The organism is Uliginosibacterium silvisoli, assembly GCF_036017035.1.
In the GTDB taxonomy this organism is placed as follows: domain Bacteria; phylum Pseudomonadota; class Gammaproteobacteria; order Burkholderiales; family Rhodocyclaceae; genus Viridibacterium; species Viridibacterium silvisoli.
In genome coordinates, this window is the sequence record NZ_JAYXHS010000001.1 from 892,817 (window position 1) to 908,118 (window position 15,302).

At 63.6% G+C, this 15,302-nt stretch carries 16 protein-coding genes; 7 read left to right on the forward strand and 9 right to left on the reverse strand.

Going from position 1 to position 15,302, the window contains the following annotated elements:
* The first annotated feature begins 69 nt into the window (after window positions 1–69).
* Window positions 70–921 (forward strand): 3-deoxy-8-phosphooctulonate synthase, encoded by an 852-nt coding sequence (gene kdsA / locus VVD49_RS04105; protein WP_327597856.1) that lies wholly within the window; start codon window positions 70–72, stop codon window positions 919–921.
* 233 nt (window positions 922–1,154) lie between these two features.
* Window positions 1,155–2,855, forward strand: coding sequence for a phospholipase D-like domain-containing protein (locus VVD49_RS04110; protein ID WP_327597857.1), 1,701 nt, complete (start codon window positions 1,155–1,157; stop codon window positions 2,853–2,855).
* A gap of 40 nt (window positions 2,856–2,895) precedes the next feature.
* Here the strand turns inward: VVD49_RS04110 and VVD49_RS04115 are convergent, their stop codons facing one another.
* From VVD49_RS04115 to VVD49_RS04125, 3 genes are all read right to left on the reverse strand, one after another.
* Window positions 2,896–3,303: a TerB family tellurite resistance protein gene (locus VVD49_RS04115; protein ID WP_327597858.1), complete on the reverse strand. Its 408-nt coding sequence runs from the start codon at window positions 3,301–3,303 to the stop codon at window positions 2,896–2,898.
* A gap of 68 nt (window positions 3,304–3,371) precedes the next feature.
* The gene (locus tag VVD49_RS04120) at window positions 3,372–4,079 is read right to left on the reverse strand and encodes a Bax inhibitor-1/YccA family protein (RefSeq protein ID WP_327597859.1); all 708 of its coding nucleotides are present in this window, start codon (window positions 4,077–4,079) and stop codon (window positions 3,372–3,374) included.
* Between the two features lie 30 nt (window positions 4,080–4,109).
* Window positions 4,110–4,466, reverse strand: a complete 357-nt coding sequence (locus tag VVD49_RS04125; RefSeq protein WP_327597860.1) for a hypothetical protein — start codon at window positions 4,464–4,466, stop codon at window positions 4,110–4,112.
* A gap of 112 nt (window positions 4,467–4,578) precedes the next feature.
* Between VVD49_RS04125 and VVD49_RS04130 the strand changes: the two genes are divergently transcribed.
* Window positions 4,579–5,463, forward strand: coding sequence for a LysR family transcriptional regulator (locus tag VVD49_RS04130; protein ID WP_327597861.1), 885 nt, complete (start codon window positions 4,579–4,581; stop codon window positions 5,461–5,463).
* A 51-nt stretch (window positions 5,464–5,514) separates the two neighbouring features.
* The gene (locus VVD49_RS04135; protein WP_327597862.1) at window positions 5,515–6,147 is read left to right on the forward strand and encodes a histidine phosphatase family protein; all 633 of its coding nucleotides are present in this window, start codon (window positions 5,515–5,517) and stop codon (window positions 6,145–6,147) included.
* 32 nt (window positions 6,148–6,179) lie between these two features.
* Here VVD49_RS04135 and VVD49_RS04140 read toward each other — a convergent pair whose 3' ends face one another.
* A complete protein-coding gene (locus VVD49_RS04140; protein WP_327597863.1) occupies window positions 6,180–7,049 on the reverse strand; it encodes an AraC family transcriptional regulator in 870 nt (289 codons plus the stop codon).
* Window positions 7,050–7,181: 132 nt separating this feature from the next.
* Between VVD49_RS04140 and VVD49_RS04145 the strand changes: the two genes are divergently transcribed.
* Window positions 7,182–8,879 (forward strand): ABC transporter ATP-binding protein, encoded by a 1,698-nt coding sequence (locus VVD49_RS04145; protein ID WP_327597864.1) that lies wholly within the window; start codon window positions 7,182–7,184, stop codon window positions 8,877–8,879.
* A 12-nt stretch (window positions 8,880–8,891) separates the two neighbouring features.
* Here VVD49_RS04145 and VVD49_RS04150 read toward each other — a convergent pair whose 3' ends face one another.
* The 5 genes from VVD49_RS04150 to VVD49_RS04170 all read right to left on the reverse strand — a co-directional run bounded on the left by VVD49_RS04150 (window position 8,892) and on the right by VVD49_RS04170 (window position 14,306).
* Window positions 8,892–10,046, reverse strand: coding sequence for an HlyD family secretion protein (locus VVD49_RS04150; protein ID WP_327597865.1), 1,155 nt, complete (start codon window positions 10,044–10,046; stop codon window positions 8,892–8,894).
* 14 nt (window positions 10,047–10,060) lie between these two features.
* Window positions 10,061–11,524 carry an efflux transporter outer membrane subunit gene (locus VVD49_RS04155; RefSeq protein WP_327597866.1) on the reverse strand — a complete coding sequence of 488 codons (1,464 nt, stop codon included), beginning with the start codon at window positions 11,522–11,524 and terminating at the stop codon, window positions 10,061–10,063.
* A 22-nt stretch (window positions 11,525–11,546) separates the two neighbouring features.
* Window positions 11,547–13,106, reverse strand: a complete 1,560-nt coding sequence (locus VVD49_RS04160) for an MDR family MFS transporter (RefSeq protein WP_327597867.1) — start codon at window positions 13,104–13,106, stop codon at window positions 11,547–11,549.
* Entirely contained in the window at window positions 13,103–13,537 is a 435-nt protein-coding gene (locus VVD49_RS04165) for a MarR family winged helix-turn-helix transcriptional regulator (RefSeq protein WP_327597868.1), read from the reverse strand. Before VVD49_RS04165 ends, VVD49_RS04160 begins: the two co-directional genes overlap by 4 nt.
* A 313-nt stretch (window positions 13,538–13,850) precedes the next feature.
* Complete coding sequence (locus VVD49_RS04170; RefSeq protein WP_327597869.1) at window positions 13,851–14,306, reverse strand: hypothetical protein; 456 nt, start codon at window positions 14,304–14,306, stop codon at window positions 13,851–13,853.
* Window positions 14,307–14,450: 144 nt separating this feature from the next.
* Here VVD49_RS04170 and VVD49_RS04175 point away from each other — a divergent pair, with 144 nt between their 5' ends.
* Together VVD49_RS04175 and VVD49_RS04180 are read left to right on the forward strand one after the other, a co-directional pair.
* Complete coding sequence (locus VVD49_RS04175) at window positions 14,451–15,008, forward strand: NADPH-dependent FMN reductase (RefSeq protein ID WP_327597870.1); 558 nt, start codon at window positions 14,451–14,453, stop codon at window positions 15,006–15,008.
* Window positions 15,009–15,069: 61 nt separating this feature from the next.
* On the forward strand, window positions 15,070–15,270 hold the full coding sequence (locus VVD49_RS04180; RefSeq protein ID WP_327597871.1) for a DUF2795 domain-containing protein: 201 nt from the start codon (window positions 15,070–15,072) through the stop codon (window positions 15,268–15,270).
* Window positions 15,271–15,302: the final 32 nt, after the last annotated feature.

Consider the following 15,302-nt stretch of genomic DNA (forward strand, 5'->3'; position numbering starts at 1 on the left):
TAGTCAGCGCAGCCCGTCACGCCTGACGCCAGAATTCCAGATACCTGATTTGAATAGCGAGGAACACCCGTGAAAAACGTTGCCATCACTTCCGCCATCAATATCAGCAACGACCAGCCCTTCGTATTGTTCGGCGGCGTCAACGTGCTGGAGTCGAAAGACTTCGCCCTGCGCTGCGCCGAAGAGTACGTGCGCGTCACGCGCAAGCTGGGCATTCCGCTGGTCTTCAAGGGCAGCTACGACAAGGCCAACCGCTCCTCCATCCATTCGTATCGCGGCCCGGGCCTCGATGAGGGCCTGAAGATCCTGCAAGCGGTGAAGGATGAGTTCGGCGTGCCTGTGATCTCCGACGTACACGAGCCGTGGCAGGCTGCACCGGCGGCCGAAGTGATCGACGTATTGCAGTTGCCCGCCTTCCTCGCGCGCCAGACAGATCTGGTCGTGGCACTGGCCAGGACCGGCCGCGTCGTGAACATCAAGAAACCGCAGTTCCTCAGCCCGCCGCAAGTGCTCAACATCGTCGAGAAGTTCCAGGAAGCCGGCAACGAGCAGCTGATCCTTTGCGATCGCGGCACCTGCTTCGGCTACGACAATCTGGTGGTCGACATGCTCGGCTTCGGCGTAATGAAGAAGGTCACCGGCAATCTGCCTGTCATTTTCGACGTGACCCACGCCCTGCAGCAGCGCGAGGCTGGTGCCGCGGCTTCCGGCGGCCGTCGCGAGCAGGTTGCGGAACTGGCACGCTCGGGTATGGCGCTGGGCCTTGGAGGCCTGTTCCTCGAAGCACACCCCGACCCTGCCAACGCCAAGTGCGACGGCCCGAGTGCGCTGCCGCTCGACAAGCTCGAGCCCTTCCTCACGCAGGTCAAGGCGGTCGATGATCTGGTGAAGTCCTTTCCGCCGCTCGAGATCAAGGCCTGATTTCTGGCTCACGCCCCTGCCTCTGCGGGGGCGTCCCCCTCCTCCGCACACCTCGCTGGCCATAGCGCATCCCTGCGCAGCTTCCTCGTCGGCCACGCGACGGACCTCAGCGCAGGTCCGCATGCCCTTGCGGGCACTCCATGAGCCGTTTGCCGGCATGCGTGCTGGACTGCTGAGTGCCAGACCGGCATACACGATCGGCCGCCGACTGCTGCATCGACAAGGGGAAACGCATGCGCAATCTCAAGGAAGGATCCGTACTCGCCGTGCGCGCCATCGGCGGCCTGCATGTGGTGACCTTGTCGTGGGACTTCGTGGCGGGACAGAGCGCCAAACGCCAGGGGCTGATCGGCTTTGCGATAGAGCGCGCCGAGTTGAGAAACGGCGCGATCATCGAGCGCTACTTCCTGCGTGGCATCAAACGCTTCAAGTTCAAGGACGAGGGGGTCGCGCCGGGTACGCCGCTGCCGACATCGGAACACCCCGTGCAGTCATTCCAGTGGGGTGACTACACCGTCAAGCCCGCCACGAGCTATCGCTACAAGGTGGTGCCCGTCTATGGCAAACCGAAATTGCTCGAGCTGGACACTAAATCTGCAACGACCGTGCAGATTACGACGGAAGCCGAACAGGTCAAGCTTGCCTCGCGCAAGACGACGCACGATATCTACTTCAATCGCGGCGCAGCAGGGTCACAGGCCTACGCGCGCAAGTTCGGCAAGACCAAACCCGATGAGAGCAAGCCTGACTCCGAGCAGATGCGATGGCTGTCGCGAGGGCTGTTCGAAGCCCTCACCAACTTCATCGGTCTGGCAGCGAAAGCCGATGCAGCCGACTACAAGCTGCGCGCCATGCTGTATGAATTCCGCTACCTGCCGGTTGGCCAGGCTTTCGCCGCTGCGAGTTCCGCAGGCGCCGACGTGGCGATCCGCTACGAAGCCCAGAGCTACAAGGACGAGAACGAGGCCATGATTGCCAAGGCCGGCATCAAGACGCTGTGCACACCACAGAAGTCACGCGCCGGCATCCGCCACAACAAGTTCATCGTGCTCATTCACAAGAACAAGCCGGTCGCCGTATGGACCGGCTCGACGAATATCTCCGCAGGCGGCATCTTCGGTCACTCCAATGTTGGCCACGTCATACGCGACAACGTACTGGCCCAGCGTTATCTGGACTACTGGGAGCGACTCGCCGCGCCGGATGTCACACGCGCGCCGCTGGTTGCGGAAAACCTGCGCATCGAGCCAACACCCGTGCCCCAGGCTGAGCCCCCGGCGGACCGCATGCTCACGCTGTTCAGCCCGCGTGACGACAAGGAAACGCAGGAAACCCTGCACTGGTACGCCGATCTGATGGGTTCAGCACAGCAGATCCTCTGCATGACCTTCGCCTTCAATCTCGACCCGGTTTTCGGCAAGGTGCTGGAGCAACCCGGCAAGACCCTTCGCTACGCGGTGTTCGACAAGAACATCGAGGAGGAACAGGAAACGAGGATCGACCAGGCGCGCAACACCGTGATCGCCGCAGGCGCAAAGCTTGAAGACGGCGACATGGCGAACTTTATCGGAGAGAAGCTGAGCGGCTTCAACAAGAATCTGTATATACATGACAAATTCATGTTGGTGGATCCACTGGGAAAGGATCCGAAGGTCGTCACCGGCACGGCCAATTTCAGCGGGGCCTCACAGTTCGCCAATGACGAGAATATGGTCGTCATCCGCGGCAATACGCGCGTCGCCGATATCTACTTCGGCGAGTTCATGCGCATCTTCGACCATCTGTACGCACGCTACATCGTGGAGAAGATGAAGAAGGCCGGCACGAACGATCCGGATGCCGGCTTTCTGAAGGAAGACTCCGACTGGGTGGCCCTGCACTTCAAGAAGGACAGCCGCAAGGACCTCCGGCGTCGCTATTTCATGGGCAAGTAACGCCTAACCAACGCTGTCCCGCCGCGCACGCCTGCGAGCTTCATGCGGCGCAGGCAATCTCACTGCGCGCAGCCCAGTGCTTTGCGGCGGCACACAGCACGATCATTTCTTCTTCGACGATCTCCGCATCGGCATCAACGACGGAGACACACAAGTCGAGCACCTTCCTGCGCAAATCGTCGTCTTCCACTTCCGCCATCAATGCAGTCAGCGCACGTGGATCGATCTTGCAGGCACCGCCTAGCGTCTGATGCGTGTTCGACATGAGGTCCTCGCAGAAAGCATCGACGACGTCATGCCATTCACCGGCGCGCAGACCAAGCTGCGCCTCCGCGCCTGACTCGGCCAGGGCATCGAGTTCTGCCTTGCTGAGATTGCCATCGGCAAGCATGGCCAGCGCAACGATGCGGGCGGCGGCTTGGGGGCTGTTAAGGGGGTAGCTACGCATCTGGTTTCTCTCCTGTTGGTTCGCTGCATGCGGGTGCCGGCGGCACCCGCACGTCGGAATCACTGCACTCAGTCGTCCGAACTCATGAAGCCGAACAGCTGCAGCAGGCTGGTGAAGAGGTTGAACACCGACACGTAGAGGCTCACCGTGGCGAGCACGTAATTGGTCTCGCCACCATTCACGATACGACTCGTTTCGAACAGGATCAGGCCTGCGGACAGCAAGGCGACCACGGCCGAGACAGCGAGGCCCAACGCGGGGATCTGGAAGAAGACCGCGCCAAGACCGGCCAGCAACGCGATGATCATGCCGGCAAACAGGAAGCCGCCCATGAAGCTGAAATCACGCTTCGTGGTGAGCACGTAGGCCGACAGCGCAAGGAAGGTCACGCCCGTTGCGCCAAGTGCCATCGCCACGATCGTGCTGCCGCCGGGCAGCGAGAGCGAGCGCGACAGCAGCGGGCCCAGGGTGTAACCCATGAAGCCGGTCAGCGCGAATACGGCGGGCAAGGCGCCCGCACTGTTCTGCAGTTTGTGGATGGCGAACAGCAGGCCGAAGTACACCACCAGCGTGATGATGATGCCCGGCGCAGGCAAGGCCAGGGCGACGCTCACGCCCGCCACCGCAGCGCTGAACAGCAGGGTCAGCGCCAGCAGGCCATAGGTATTGCGCAGCACACGGTTGTCGCGCAGGACCGCCGCGCCGCCCCACTCGTTGCTGCCGATGTCACGACCGGTCGCGGAGCGGATCCGGTTGATACGTCTGATGTTGTCCATGATGTTTCTCCTGCAGTAAAAACGCCTTGATCAGCGTTTGCCATGACCACGTGCACGCAAGCGCGGCGCGCGGGTGTAAGTAATTCCGAATTTCCAGATACGCAGCATTGCGCGTGCCGCTCTTGCCAGAGCCGCGTCGAGTGCGGCACGCCAGTCCGCCGCGCGCGACGTGATCACGACGATGCCACCGCGACCGGTCCTGAGCTCGAGATGGCAGAAGGTGTCGCCGCTCTGCTGGCTGTCAGCCGGAGGGCTCGCGCTGAACAACTTCACCCTCGCCCGCGGAATGAACCATGTGAGGCGGCGCAGGACAAACCTCACGCGCCGCACAGCCAACTCACGCCATTGCGCGCCCTCTGCGTGACGGGATTCGAAAAGCACCAGCACCTGACATCTCCATTACCGGACCACAGTTGCAACATAGTGCGTCGCCGCCTGCGTAAAAAGCAGAGAATAGCGAAACGACCGTTCCGATAAACCTGACAATGACTGCAAGCCCATGAGCCAACCCTTCAGCTACCGGCATCTGTACTACTTCTGGGTCGTGGCCAAGGAAGGCGGCATGGCGCGTGCCGCCGCGCGCCTCGACATGGCGGTGCAAACCGTCAGCACGCAGGTGCGTGAACTCGAACGCGAGCTGGGCCACACCCTGCTCAAGCAGGTCGGGCGCGGCCTGGTGCTGACCGAAGCAGGCATCGCCACAATGCGTCAGGCCGACCAGATCTTCCAGCTCGGTGAGCAACTCCCCGCCGTAATCCACGACGCGATCAGCGCGCCCTCGGTGCGCCTCGCCGTCGGCATCTCGGACGGCCTGCCCAAGCTCGCCGTGCGCCGCCTGCTGCAGCCCGTGATGCAGGAGCCCAACCTGCGCCTCGTGTGTCATGAAGACGACTTCGAAGACATGCTCGGCGACCTCGCCCTGCACCGCCTCGACGTCGTCCTTGCGGACCGCGCCGCGCCCCCCAACCCCAATCTCAAGCTCTACAGCCACTCCCTCGGCTCATCGCCGATCGCCTGGTACGCGCCCGCCGCGCTGCAAGCCGCTGCGCAGAAGAACTTCCCGCAATCGCTCGCCGAGTTGCCCGTGCTGTTGCCGACCAAACATGCAGCGGTGCGCCTGCGCCTCGATCAATGGTTCGAGCGCCACGCCATCCGCCCGCGCGTCGTCGGCGAGTTCGAAGACAGCGCCTTGCTCAACACCTTCGGCGCCAGCGGCATGGGCGTCTACCCCGTCGCGGCACTGATGCACGAGGAGCTGGTCAAGAAGTACGAAGTGAAACGCGTGGGCGAATCGGAGGGGGTGGAAGAGTATTTCTTCGCCATCGGTACGGAGAAGAAAGTGTTGCATCCGCTGGTGCAGAAGCTGTTGCCGGGGCACGGCTGATGCTTGAGGCATAATCATCCGCCCGCACCAACACTCACCGCTCTGCCACGCATGCTGACCCGACTCTGCCTGATCCGCCACGGCGAAACCGACTGGAATGTCATTGCCCGCCTGCAAGGCTGGATCGACATCCCCCTCAACTCACTGGGCATGCAGCAGGCGGCAGCAGCTGCAGCCACGCTGCAGGGGCGCCATTTCGACGCCCTGTATAGCTCCGACCTGTCACGCACGCGCATGACGGCCGAGCCCATCAGTGCTGGCCTCGGGCTGGCAATCCGGTCAGAACCGCGTCTGCGTGAGCGCAACCTCGGTCTGCTGCAAGGCCTCACGCCCGCGGAAGCCGACGCCCAGTATCCGGCCGCCTACGGCAGGCTCAAATCGCGTCGCCCGGATTACGAACCACCCGGCGGCGAAAGCGTCGATGTGTTCGCCTCACGCGTCGGTGCCGTGTTGGATGAAGTGCTGGCGCACCACGCCGGACAGAGCGTGCTCATCGTGACGCACGGCGGTGTGCTCGACATGCTGTACCGCCTCGCAAGCAACATCCCCTTCCACGTGGAACGCACCTGGCGCCTCGGCAATGGCGCGCTCAACTGGTTGCAGCACGATGGCACGGCCTGGTCCGTCACCAGCTGGGATGACAAGGCGCATTTGAGGGTCGCGGGCGACGAGCGGGCTGCATGACGCGTCGCTCTCTCTTTGCCACGTAACCCCGCTTATCTTTCGAGGATGAAGTCCTGCACAGACATGGCCGCCTTTCCGCGCCCGGCCCGAACCGGGATGTAGATCTCGAAACGGCGATCGAGGAATGAGGGCAGGTGTTGCAGGTTCCGGCAGCGGCGCAACCAGGGACCTTCCTTCACGCGCCAGCCACTCTCTTCTTCGATGCGCGCCGTGAGCACGGCGGCAGACGGTGTCGGCATGTCGTTGTGGAAGCGGAAGACGGCATAGGCGCCACCCGCGATCCTGCCTTCGTCCAGCCCGGCGATCTTCTGGCCGAGTGGCGCGTGCAGCAGCGACGCCTCGACATCCACGTGAACGCTCGCGGCGGCGTACAGATTGGCTTCGACATTCACGGCCCAGCCGAACCGCCGGTCCCGTTCCATGCCACATGCCATGGCCCGCGCGCGCAGTTCATCCGACGCATGCTTCATGTCGACTTTCTGCCCGCTGAAGGGCACGCATTGCGTGCGCATCTCGGGGAGTGTCTCGATGCGCAGGGCAGGCCGCGTCGCCAAAGCCTGCTCACGGAATGCGGATGGCATCTGCGCGTGCAGGCGCCGGAAAGCACGACTGAAAGCCTGCGCCGAACCATAGCCCGCATCGATGGCGACCTCCAGCAAGGGGCGCGTGGGTTCCGCAATGATCTGCTGGCGAGCACGCAACAGGCGCAAACGCCAGACCCGACTCATCGGCGTCTCGTCGGCGTAGCCGTGGAAACCGCTATCGAGACGATGACGCGAAATGCTCGCCACCTCGGCCAGATGCGCGAGCGTCAGTTCGTCGTCGAGGTGCGTGTCGATGTAGCGCGCCAGCGTGCCGAAGCGTCTGATCTGGCGTAGCTGTCGTTCGATGTTGATGCTCATGACATGACGGTTCCGGCGCGCGCCGGCTCACAAACCGGGCAATTCCGGTTAAGGCCGGCAGGAGGGGCAATGATACTTTTTTGTTGTCCTGCGCAGGGCGTTCATTCACCTCACGACATTCCAAAATCATTCATGGACACTGAGAATCCCGTACGTCGCATCGCGCACGCCATGCTGTTCTTCCTCGCCGAAGACCGGCGGCGCTATTTCATCCACGTGCCCATCGTGCTGATCACCGAGACCGGCGAGCTGCTGCAACCCTTTCTAAATGGCGTGCTGATCACGATGCTGATCTCCTGGAAACCGGGCGACCGCGTGCTGCCGATCGTCCTGCTAATCCTCGCCCTCGCCAGCTCGCGCGGCATCGTCGCGTGGTTCAGGTTGCGCAGCAAACGCGTGCTCGGCCAGATCGCGCTGAACTGTCGCTATCGCGCACGCGTATGGGGTTTCGAGCGCCTCGTCGGCTTCTCGATGAGCTGGCATCACCAGGAATCCGCCGGCAACAAGGTGCAGCGCCTGATCACGGGTTCGGACGCCGTGCGCGACTGGGGAAACTTCCACAACGAGATCGCTTCGCCACTGTCGGCAATGCTCGGCGTGGTCATGGCCTGCGCCTTCATCAGCCCCTGGTTCATCCTGTTCGGCGTCTACTTCGTGAGCGGCATGTTCCTGATCGAACGCCACTACGACGGGAAGATCGCGCAGCTCAGCTCGCGTATCAACAGCGGACTGGAGAACGCCAGCGGCGTGATCGTGGAAGGTGCAACGAACATGCTCACCATCAAGGCGACCGGTGCAAGCGGCATGGTGCGCAATGCTGTCGCCAGCAAAGAGGCGACGGCCAAGGCGCTCGGACATGAACGCGTGGCGATCAACACGCGCAAGGCGCTCAGCTTCCACTTGCACATGGGCATCTCGTTCGGCGTCTATCTCGGTGCGGTCTCATGGGCCAGCCTGCACGCGCTCGTGCCGCTGGGCTTCGTCGTAACCTACATCCAGTACTTCAACAGCCTGCGCTCCAGTACCAATGCACTGACGGATCGCCTGCAGGCCATGGTCGAGCGCTATGCAGAACTGATGCGTCTGATGCCACTCTTTCATCACAAGGAGGAGGCACAGCCACGGAGCAGCGCGCAGTTCCCGCCGGACTGGCAGCACATCCACGTACGCAACCTGCACTACGACTGGCACGACCGGCCAGCCTTGCGCGACGTAAGCTTCACACTGACACGCGGCGAACGCATCGGCATCGCTGGCCCTTCGGGGAGCGGCAAGTCTTCGCTGATCAAGCTGATGCTGGGCCTGTACGCACCCGCGACCGGAACGATCACGTTTGACGAGGTGCGCAACACCGATGTCGCACCAGACCAGCTCGACAAACACATCGCCGTCGTCCTGCAGGATGTCGAGCTGTTCAATGTCTCGCTACGCGACAACATCACGTTGATGCGCGAAGTCGACGAAGCGCTGTTCGCGCAGGTCTGTGTCGCGGCCGATCTGGGCGCCCTGCTCGCCCGCTTGCCGCTAGGCGCGACGACGATGCTCGGTGAGCGTGGCCACGCCCTGTCTGGCGGCGAGCGCCAGCGTATCGGCATCGCCCGGGCGCTCTACCGGCAGCCCGACATCCTGATCCTCGACGAGGCAACCTCGGCGCTGGACGACGGCACGGAAGACCGTGTGATGCAGGGCATCCTGACGAGCATGCGCACGGACGCGGTGTTGATCGCCATCGCGCATCGCACGCGTTCTCTGCGCGATATGCAGCGCGTGCTGCACTTCGAGAACGGCCGCCTGCGTCCGGTCGACGAAGCGGCGGCTTGCGAGATGTGACGCTCGACCTGACTAGCCAGCAAGGTTCTTCGCGATGATGCCGTCGGCAATGCCGTCAGCATCCTTCACCGGCTGGCTCAGGGTCTGCGTCGCGTAGACCGGCGTGGCAGGCATGGGCGCACCGAGCATGGCACCCTGGCGATCGTGGGTGCCGACAGTAACGGTCGTCGACAGGCCGATGCGCAGTGGATGCTCGACGAGTTCCTTCGGATCGAGGGCGATGCGTACGGGGACGCGCTGCACGACCTTGATCCAGTTGCCGGAGGCATTCTGCGCGGGCAGCAGCGAGAAGGCGCTGCCGGTGCCGGCGGACATGCCAACGACCTTGCCGTGGTATTTCACCTTGCTGCCGTAGACGTCGGCTTCGATCTCGGCGGGCTGGCCGGCGCGGATGTTCTGCAGCTCCGATTCCTTGAAGTTGGCGTCGACCCATAGCTGGTCGAGCGGCACGATGGACATGAGAGCGACACCCGGCGTGACGCGCTGGCCGACCTGCACGCTGCGCTTGGCGACGTAGCCCGAGACGGGCGCGAGGATGGCGTTGCGGCGCATGGCGAGCCAGGCCTGTACGAAGTCGGCCTTGGCGGCGAGCACGCTGGGGTGCTGCGCAATGTTGACGCCGCTGAGACCGGCGCGTGAGGCTTCGGCCTGCTTGATGCTGACGGCGAGTGCGGCTTGCGCGTCGGCGACGGCTTGGCGTGCATGGGCCACGCTCTCGGCGGAGACGGTGTGGTCGGCAGCGAGCGGCGAGCGGCGCGCGAGATCGTCTTCGGCCGTCTGCACGGCGAGGCGTTTGCGCGCGATGTCCGCCTCATACTGCGAGACGTCGGCGTAGCGGCTGCGCAGCTGGCGCACGGTATTGCCGAGTTTCGCTTCGGCCTGACGCAGGGCGACTTCGGCATCGGTGCCGTCGAGTCGCACGATCTCGGCGCCGGCGGTGGCCATCTGCGTTTCGTCGGCGCGGATCTCCTGCACGTTGCCGGTGACCTGTGAAGTCAGGGTGACGAGATTGCCGCCGACGTAGGCGTTGTCGGTTTCTTCTTCCTGGCTCAGCACGAGACTGTAGTAGATCGCGTAGGCGATGCCGGCGAGGATGAACAGCAGGGTGATGCCGATCAGGACGATGCGGCGCTTCGCATTTTGCGGAATGGGGTCTGGAGTACTCATGTCGATGCTTTCGCTTACCTCGTGGTTTGCGGTGCTGCGGCCTGTTGCGAGGTTGTGGTGTTGTCAGCAGCGCGATAGCCGCCGCCGAGGGCCTTGATCAGGCTGATCTGCGCCAGCACGGCCTGAGCGCGCAGCTGCAGGTCCTGGTCATGCTGTTCGAATACTGCGAGCTGCGCGTTGGTAAGGTTGCTGTTGGCGGCCAACCCCTGGTTGAAGCGGGCTTGCGTGCTGCGCTGGTTGTCGCGCGCGAGACGACTGGCCTCCATCTGCTCGCGCTGCTGCTGCTCGATGCCTTGCACGCTTGCAGCGGCTTGCGCGACATCGCGGATGGCGTTGATGACGGACTGGTTGTAGTCCGTGATCAACTCGTTGCGCTGGTCGCGCACGATGCCCAGTTGCGCCTGCAGGGTGTTGCTGTTGAACAGGGGCAGGGTCAGCGTGGCGCCGATGAAGGGCGTGCGGCTGGTGTACTGCATCAGCTTGTCGAGCGAGAGCGAATCGAGTCCAATCGCACCGGTGAGGCTGATGTCAGGGTAGAAGGCCGCCTTGCTGACCTCGATGCGGCTCAGTGCCGCTTCGACACGCGCGCGTGCCGCCTGCAGGTCGGGGCGGCGTGCCAGCAGCTCCAGACCCAAGGAGCTCGGCAAGGTCGCGGTTTCGTCAGGCACAGGACGTGGCGTGATGTCGGCAAGCGCCTTGTTGTCGACGCCGACGAGGGCGCGCAGGGCTTCGCGCTCGCGCGTGATTTGCGTCTCGATGCCGACACTCTCGCGGTTCAGCGCGTTGAGGTCGCTCTCGGCTTTGCGCTGTTCGTCGCTGGTGGCGAGGCCGTTGGCGATGAGCTTCTGCCGGTCGGCGACGAGGGCGCGTTGCGCCACCTTCATCTGCTGCAGGTTGTCGAGGCGCGCCCAGCCTGCCTGCAGGTTGAAGTAGCTCTGCGCAACGGCGGCGGCGAGGGTCTGCTCGGCCTGCGCGTATTCGGCACGGCGCGCGCTCACCTCGCTGAGGGAGGCGGCGATCTGCGCGCGACGCTTGCCCCACCAGTCGAAGTCATGCGTGGCCATCAGCTGCAGGTTGTAGTCGCTGAAGTAAGCGCCGCCGATGGGCGCAGGAAACAATCCATTGGAGGAGTAGCGCTGGCGATTGACGCCGCCCTTGAAGGCGATGTCGTTGCCGTTGTTGGCATTGTCGAGTTGCAGGGACGCCTGCGCGCTGGCGATGCGCGCAGCGGCGACCTGCAGCGAAGGGCCATCCTGCAGGGCACGCATCATGAGCGCATCGAGTTGCGGGTCATTGAAGCGCGTCCACCACTGCGCGGCAGGCCAGCCTTCGCGCGCCAGCTTGATGTCGGCAGCGAGCTGGGCGCTGGCGGCGTCGCGCTGCGGCAAGGCATTGCTGTCTTCGGGAATCTGCGCGCAGCCGACAACGGCCAGCACGCAGAGTGCGACAAGAGAGCGCTTGATGAATGGTTTTGTCATACAGGTGTTCCGTTTCGGGTGCTTATTCCAGGGCCGCATGATCGATCTCGACCGGGCCCTTCTTCGCCGGCGTCTTGACCAGCAGGAGAAGCGGGATGACGCAGACGGTGAGGATGAGCATCAGCCAGAAGTCGTCGACGTAGGCGATCATCGAGGCCTGACGGGTGATCTCCGCATTGAGCGCGGTGATGCTGTCGCCGCTGGCGAAGTTGTAGATCGGTGCGATGCCGGGGTCGTGCAGGGCGACGTTGGCATTGGTGACGTGTTCGGCGAGCGAGGCGTGCATCGTCTGCGTGTTGCGCACCAGCAGGGTCTGCACGAGAGCGATGCCGATGGAACTACCGATATTGCGGATCAGGCTGTAGATGGCCGTGCCCTCGGCGCGCATCTCTGGCGACAGGGTGGCGAAGGTGGCCGCGCTGAGCGGCACGAAGACGAGGCCAAGACCCACGCCCTGGATCACGCCGGGCCACACGATATTGCTCGGCGACAGCACCAGCGTGTACTGGCTCATCTGCCATAACGAGAAGGCGGTAATGCCGAAACCGGTAGCCAGCAGGAGGCGCAGATCCACCTTGCCGACGAGCCGCCCGACGATGAGCATGGCGAACATGGTGCCCAGCCCGCTCGGTGCGGTGACGAGGCCTGCGATCTTCGCCGGGTAGCCCATCAGGCCTTGCAACATCGTCGGCGTGAGCGCGCGCGTGGCGAACAGCACCATGCCGACGATGAAAATGAACAGCAGGCCGGTGACGTAGTTGCGGTTCTTCAGCAGGCGGTAGTCGAAGAAGGACTTGCCGGGCGGGCTGAAGGCCGTGTGGGCGATTAAGTATGACAAACTCATCGCCAGCAGGATCGCTTCGATCCAGGTCTCGCGCGACGCGAACCAGTCATTCTGCTCACCACGGTCAAGCAGCATCTGCAGCGCGCCGATGGCGAGGCTCAGCGTAGCGAAACCGAACATGTCGAAGCGCATCTTGCGCGCCGCCGGCACGCCATGGATGTACTTCCAGATGCCATAGAAGGCCAGCGCGCCGACCGGCACATTGATGAAGAACACCCAGCGCCAGTTGTAGCTGTCGGTGAGCCAACCGCCCAGCGTGGGCCCGAGGATGGGGCCGATCATCACCCCCATGCCCCACACGGCCATCGCCGAGCCGTGTTTCTCGCGCGGGTTGATGTCGAGCAGGGTCGCTTGCGACAGCGGCACCAGCGCGGCGCCGAAGATGCCTTGCAGCAGGCGCGCGGCGACGATCTCGCCGAGTGACATGGAGAGGCCGCACAGTACCGAGGCGACAGTGAAACCGGCGACCGAGGCGAGGAAGATGTTTTTCTGCCCGAAGCGATCGCACAGCCAGCCGGTGAGTGGCGTGGCGATGGCAGCAGCAACGATGAAGGAGGTGAGCACCCAGGTGATCTGGTCGGCCGAGGCTGACAGGCTGCCCTGCATGTGCGGCAACGCGACGTTGGCGATGGTGCCGTCGAGCGCCTGGATGATGGTGGCGAGCATGATCGAGATGGTGATCATGACGCGATTGACGGGCTTTGCTGCGTCGCCAGTAGCGAGCGCTACATCACTCATACGGCTGCGCTCACGACCTGTTCGATGTGTTCAAGCAGCTCGGCTGCGACGCGCAGCGCGTCCGCATCCACGCCCGCCATGACTTCCATGCGGAACGCATCCGCCTCCGCCTTGACGCGCGCGTAAGTCTGGTTGCCGGGCTCGGTGAGCACGACGAAGCGCACACGACGATCGCTGGGTGAGGGCTGACGCTCCAGCAGGCCGCTTTTCACGAGGCGGTCGACCATGGCGACCATGGTCGAGCCCTCGACACCGACGCGCTGCGCCAGCTCGATCTGCGAGAGCGGCGCCTCGGCCTTGGCAACGATGGCAATGGTCATCCAGCCGGCCTGGCTGAGGCCCAGATCCTTCAGGCGGCGGTCTAGCGCGAGGCGCCAGACACGGGTGGTGCTGTGCAGGGCACGCGCAAAACGTTCTTCCAGCGTGGACATAAACGATCTCTAATCATTAGATATCTAATGATTAGATCAGAAACGAGATCTTGCCCGCAAGCGCCCTGATACCTGAAACGCTCTGGCGACACGGATTTTTGCGATCGCCGAGGGCGGAAAGCCCGGACTGCTAGCTGCGCTTCATCCGGGCTATGAACCGCACTGCACCGTCATTGCCGCGAAAGCGGGAATCCAGTGGCTTTACCAATGCTTCCAAACGACGCTGGATTCCCGCTTTCGCGGCAATGACGGCAAGTTCTGGTCTGCCACGCAACCGGGTCGCGGCAACGCAGGCAGGATCGGGAACGGGCTGTCAGAAGTACGTGGTGTGGAACGACGCGCGCGCGGCCTTGCTGGCACGCTCCCAGGCGAGCTTCGATTCGCCGCGCAGGCCCATGTACTCGGCCTCCATGGCTGCCTCTGCTTCCTCGAAGCTGGCTTGGGGGTGGCGGATGCGAGCCGCTGCGCCGAGGTGGTAGGCCGGCGCGTAGTCGTCGTAGGCCAGACCGTCTTCGTAATAAGGCTCGCGCGCAAAACGGTCGCGCCAGTGGCTGTCGACCGGGGTGACGTCGAAGTCCTCGGCGAGCAGGCGCGTCCCTATGCCGCCTACCACCGCGCCCACGGTCGCGCCGGCGATTGCGCCTGCCGGGCCGGCCGCTACGCCACCGGCCAGCGCACCGGAGGCAAGTCCGCTCGCTGCGCCGATGGCCGTGCCGAGCCGGGCGTCGTGGTGTGCCGTTTCTGCATTGCTGGTGTCGTGATGTGCCATGACTGTCTCCTTGTTTGAGCTATACCGTGATAGCAGCACACGACGTGCCGCAGCTTGCTGTGTTTGTTTGCGTACCGAAGCAGTGGCGCAGCGGTGACAGACTCATCCGCATACAGGCAAGCCGGACCCCACAGGAGAGTGTTCATGATCAAAGTCGCAATCATCATCGGTAGTACCCGCCCCGGCCGCAACGGTGAGGCCGTTGCCAAATGGGTACATGGCCTCGCCAGCCAGCGCACGGATGCCAGCTACGAGCTGGTCGACCTCCTGGATTTCAATCTGCCACTGCTCGACGAACCGGTGCCACCTTCCATGGGCCAGTACTCGAAGGAGCACACGAAGAAGTGGGCCGCGAAGATCGCAGGCTTCGACGCCTTCATCTTCGTCACACCCGAGTACAACCACGGCACCTCCGGCGCGCTGAAGAATGCGCTCGACTTCATATATGCCGAATGGAACAACAAGGCCGCCGGCTTCGTCTCCTACGGCAGCGCCGGCGGCGCACGCGCGGTGGAGCACTTGCGCCTCGTGATGGGTGAACTACAAATAGCGGATGTGCGCGCCCAGGTGATGCTGTCGCTCTTCACCGACTTCGAGAACTTCAGCGTGTTCAAGCCGGCGGCGCATCACGAGAACAACGTCAAGGCCATGCTCGATCAGGTGGTCGCGTGGGGCGGCGCCCTGAAATCCCTGCGCGGCTAGCGCCCAACAGAGGACGCCGCGCGCCAGCGCAACACCCGGAGAACCCTGACAAGGAGCACCCATGGGCAGAGCACTCGCGATCGATATCCAGAAGTACATCAAGGACCTCGACTACCCCGCCACGCGCGACGACGTACTGCGCATGGCGGAAAAATCCGGAGCGGATGAAGAGATGCGCGAGGCGCTCAAGAGCCTGCCGCGCGTCGATTTCGAAACACCGGCCGAGGTCAGCGCGGCGCTCTCTGCAGAAACCGGAGCCTGAGCTCCAGCCGGGGCCACGACAGCCATCCCGCC

Excerpts from the sequence above, each read along its gene's own strand:
- VVD49_RS04170 (WP_327597869.1), bottom strand. The coding sequence starts at position 14,306 with ATGGCACATCACGACACCAGCAATGCAGAAACGGCACACCACGACGCC.
- VVD49_RS04160 (WP_327597867.1), bottom strand. The coding sequence starts at position 13,106 with ATGAGTGATGTAGCGCTCGCTACTGGCGACGCAGCAAAGCCCGTCAAT.
- VVD49_RS04120 (WP_327597859.1), bottom strand. The coding sequence starts at position 4,079 with ATGGACAACATCAGACGTATCAACCGGATCCGCTCCGCGACCGGTCGT.
- VVD49_RS04165 (WP_327597868.1), bottom strand. The coding sequence starts at position 13,537 with ATGTCCACGCTGGAAGAACGTTTTGCGCGTGCCCTGCACAGCACCACC.
- VVD49_RS04135 (WP_327597862.1), top strand. The coding sequence starts at position 5,515 with ATGCTGACCCGACTCTGCCTGATCCGCCACGGCGAAACCGACTGGAAT.
- VVD49_RS04130 (WP_327597861.1), top strand. The coding sequence starts at position 4,579 with ATGAGCCAACCCTTCAGCTACCGGCATCTGTACTACTTCTGGGTCGTG.
- VVD49_RS04145 (WP_327597864.1), top strand. The coding sequence starts at position 7,182 with ATGGACACTGAGAATCCCGTACGTCGCATCGCGCACGCCATGCTGTTC.
- VVD49_RS04115 (WP_327597858.1), bottom strand. The coding sequence starts at position 3,303 with ATGCGTAGCTACCCCCTTAACAGCCCCCAAGCCGCCGCCCGCATCGTT.
- VVD49_RS04175 (WP_327597870.1), top strand. The coding sequence starts at position 14,451 with ATGATCAAAGTCGCAATCATCATCGGTAGTACCCGCCCCGGCCGCAAC.
- VVD49_RS04180 (WP_327597871.1), top strand. The coding sequence starts at position 15,070 with ATGGGCAGAGCACTCGCGATCGATATCCAGAAGTACATCAAGGACCTC.
- VVD49_RS04140 (WP_327597863.1), bottom strand. The coding sequence starts at position 7,049 with ATGAGCATCAACATCGAACGACAGCTACGCCAGATCAGACGCTTCGGC.
- VVD49_RS04155 (WP_327597866.1), bottom strand. The coding sequence starts at position 11,524 with ATGACAAAACCATTCATCAAGCGCTCTCTTGTCGCACTCTGCGTGCTG.
- VVD49_RS04110 (WP_327597857.1), top strand. The coding sequence starts at position 1,155 with ATGCGCAATCTCAAGGAAGGATCCGTACTCGCCGTGCGCGCCATCGGC.
- VVD49_RS04150 (WP_327597865.1), bottom strand. The coding sequence starts at position 10,046 with ATGAGTACTCCAGACCCCATTCCGCAAAATGCGAAGCGCCGCATCGTC.